General features: G+C 42.4%; 2 protein-coding genes and 1 pseudogene. 2 read left to right on the plus strand and 1 reads right to left on the minus strand.

From position 1 onward, the window contains the following. Positions 1–129: 129 nt before the first annotated feature. Positions 130–1,225: pseudogene (locus IM509_RS13750) on the minus strand (RNA-guided endonuclease InsQ/TnpB family protein); the annotation flags it as partial. 487 nt (positions 1,226–1,712) lie between these two features. On the opposite strand from IM509_RS13750, the gene IM509_RS13755 reads away from it, so the two are divergent. Then, positions 1,713–3,002: a M16 family metallopeptidase gene (locus IM509_RS13755; protein ID WP_052277610.1), complete on the plus strand. Its 1,290-nt coding sequence runs from the start codon at positions 1,713–1,715 to the stop codon at positions 3,000–3,002. Positions 3,003–3,382: 380 nt separating this feature from the next. Then, positions 3,383–3,564 (plus strand): helix-turn-helix domain-containing protein (locus IM509_RS13760; protein WP_272079382.1); only part of this gene is annotated, 182 nt, incomplete at its 3' end.

Here is a 3,564-nt window from a genome sequence, read left to right on the forward strand (position 1 = left end):
GCCCTCACTTACAAGGTTATGAAGTTGTCATCTGCTGAGGATTAAAGTGCGTACTCAACCCAGTTAGGGTTACTCAACAGAGGCCAGTCATCCCCCTATTTCTAGGTTTCGACTGAACGAATCGCACTTTATAGCGGCGTTAATGTCTCTATCTTCTACATAACCACAATGGGGACAAGTATGGGTTCTCGTAGATAGAGATTTAGGGACTTTTTGACCACAATTAGAACAATTTTGACTCGTGTTATGGGGTGGTACTGCTACCGTAGCCTTACCATATTTAAACCCAAAATATTCTAACCATTGTCGAAAAATAGACCAAGCCACATCATTAATAGATTTAGCTAGTTTAGAGTTTTTTACCATGCCTTGAATATTTAAGTTGACCTGAGCGATAAAATCGTTAGATTTAATGACGCGCAATGCCTCTTTTTCGACAAAGCCTTTACGTTGCCTACTTACTCTTAAATGCTTTCTAGCATACCTCTTTCTAGCCTTTTGGTAGTTGTTTGATTGGGGTTGACCTTTTCTAAACTTTTTAGATTTCTTCCGATTCAGTCGGTTTAATCTTTTTTCTGCTTGGCGATAGTATTGCGGTATTTCTACTGTTTCCCCATCACTGTTAGCGTAGAAAACTTTTAAACCTACATCCAATCCTACACATCTTTTTGTTGGTTCTAGGGGTTTAGCATATTCCCGAATATCAACGCTAAGACAGAATTGGACATAATAACCATCTGCTCGTTTAACAATCCTAACTCGTTTAATTTGGTCTAGAGGGTAAAAGTTTAAGTCTCTGGTTCCTTTCAGTTTAACCGTGCCAATGTTTTTCTTATCTGTGAAAGTTATTTTCTTTCTATCATCAGATAGTTTCCACCCAGAGTTTTTGTATTCCACAGAACGATTATTTTTCTGAAACTTAGGATAACCCTTTTTACCTTTAACCTTTTTCTGACAATTGTCATAGAAACGAGCAATAGCTGACCAAGCTCGTTCGGCCGATGCTTGTCTAGCAGTAGAATTTAGAGTATCGACAAACTTGAACTGAATGGCCGCGAACTGCACAATATTTATTGAGAGAATATTTATCAATTTTGTCTTCTCTCTTGGCATCCATCCAAAGCCTTAAAGCCTTATTACGGATGAATTGTACTGTACGAATAGCTTCATCAATGGCAGAACACTGACTTGGTTTGATCACGGCTTTCATTTCTAAGACAATCATTGTTTATCGACCTTGTTTATCGACCTCAAACAACTTATTTTAAGTTAACCTGTATAGCATCGGATTGTCAAGATTTTGTAAACACTGAGCTTTTACATTGAAGCCCCTCGAAATGTCGTGCTTCGCTGTTTTATACTGGTCGGGGTTTCATCCCGTCGCTTGAGCGCGAGGGTCTTCACCCCGACATTCAAGATAAAACCTCCTCTACCGAATCACCACCAAAACCTGATTTAGGGGTTACAAAGGTGAGATGCTCCCCTTTTAGACTTTATGCTCGATGATGCCATCCCTAGGGCTCTTGTTAATTCTTCTTGATGTTGGATTGGGATGTACCAGGCAGAAGGGTTTGATGTTCCGTATCATTTGCTACATTCTGAATTTGGAATTGCTGGCCAACACCTGATCTTGTTGGCTCTGTGAAAGTCTGGGACTACAATAGAGAAAAGTGACAATTTTTGCCAGAGTGATTACCGAGGACTAATAAAGAATGACGGCTATCCTAGGGAAACCTGCCACGCTCAACACTCCGATTCTGCACCGTCTTGCCAATGGTTTGACGATTATTGCCGAAAGTCAACCGGTAGAAGCGGTTAATCTCAATGTTTGGCTGCAGGTCGGCTCGGCCTTAGAATCGGATCAGATCAATGGGATGGCTCATTTTCTCGAACACATGGTTTTTAAGGGAACCCCTAACTTAGACAGTGGCGAATTTGAACGGGCGATCGAATCGAGGGGAGCGGTGACTAATGCCGCTACTAGCCAAGAATACACCCATTATTACATTACCACTGCCCCGCAGGACTTCGCCCATCTGGCCCCGCTGCAGCTAGAAGTGGTTTTAGACGCTTTAATCCCTGATGAAGCTTTTGAGCGGGAAAGACAGGTGATTTTAGAAGAAATTCGTCGTTCTCAGGATAATCCCCGTCGGCGCACTTTTTATCGCACCATGGAGACTTGTTTTCAAGTTTTACCCTATCGTCGTCCGGTGTTGGGTCCGATGGCAGTGATTGAAAATCTTACTGCTCAACAAATGCGCGATTTTCATCGGACTTGGTATCGTCCCGAATGGATGACGGTGGCGGTGGTGGGTAATTTGCCTGTAGATGATTTAATGGCTATTGTGAGGGATTCTTTAGATACTTTAGGCAGTAAGGGCAATTCTGGGCTTATTTCTCATCCTATCGCTAATCTACAGCCCGAAGCTCCCTTTAACGAGATTATCCGTCAAGAATACGAGGATGAAAATTTGCAGCAGGCCCGCTTAATCCTATTTTGGAAAGTGCCGGGGTTGAGAGACTTAGAAAAAACCTATCCTCTCGATGTTTTAGCGGCTATTCTGGGTCAGGGCAAGGTATCGCGATTATTTCAGTCTCTGCGCCAAGAAAAGGGCTTAGTTTCCCAAATAACTGCCAGTAATATGTCCCAAGCAGTGCAAGGGGTGTTTTCCGTGTCGGCCCAATTAGCCTCGGAAAATATCGAGCAAGTGGAGAGAGAGGTGGTAGCACAGATTGGACAAATTCAACAGGAAGCTGTGACAGTTTCTGAACTGGAACGAGTTAAAACTCAAGTGGCCAATCGGTTTATTTTTAGCAATGAAAGACCGAGCGATCGGGCTAACCTTTACGGTTATTATCATACTCAGATCGGTGATTTACAACCGGCTTTTTGTTATCCCCAACACATTGAAGCTCTCACTTTAGAGGATATTCAAAATGCCTGTCAAGAGTATTTAAATCCTAACGCTTACGGTGTGGTGGTGGTAAGACCAATTCAGTGAACAGTAATCAGTAATCAGTAATAATGTAGGGTGCGTTTTTGCGGCAATAACCTTGAATAAAAAAACCAAATTAGCAATCCGCGCCCCACGCACCAGTTAAGTAAGTAATCTCAATTAATTGCTAGACCGCTAAAGTTTTTGGATTGAATCACGGTAGTTTAGATTCATTACTGGAGGGCATATTAGGTTGGCTCAAGCTCTGAAATTCCTTGTTCTATGACGCACGATTTTGTCTGCCGCTTTACCCGTTGCTCTGCCAGCACTTACGCTATTCGCTACTCTCAGTCATCGAAAATTTGGGTCTGAAACCCCGTCGTTCTACGACGGCTTTACTGTTAAATATGAGCATCGTTTACGAAATATATGCTAAAATATGAGACATGGAAAAAGCCTATTCGTTTCGATTTTACCCAACACCCGAACAAGAGTCGCTATTGCGGCGCACTTTGGGCTGTGTAAGATTAGTTTACAACAAAGCTCTCCACGAACGAACACAAGCTTGGTACGAAAAGCAAGAAAGAGTAGGCTACGCTCAAACTTCTTCAATGTTGACCGATTGGAA

Origin of the sequence: Microcystis sp. M31BS1, assembly GCF_020245285.1 — a bacterium.
In the GTDB taxonomy this organism is placed as follows: domain Bacteria; phylum Cyanobacteriota; class Cyanobacteriia; order Cyanobacteriales; family Microcystaceae; genus Microcystis; species Microcystis panniformis.

Excerpts from the sequence above, each read along its gene's own strand:
- IM509_RS13755 (WP_052277610.1), top strand. The coding sequence starts at position 1,713 with ATGACGGCTATCCTAGGGAAACCTGCCACGCTCAACACTCCGATTCTG.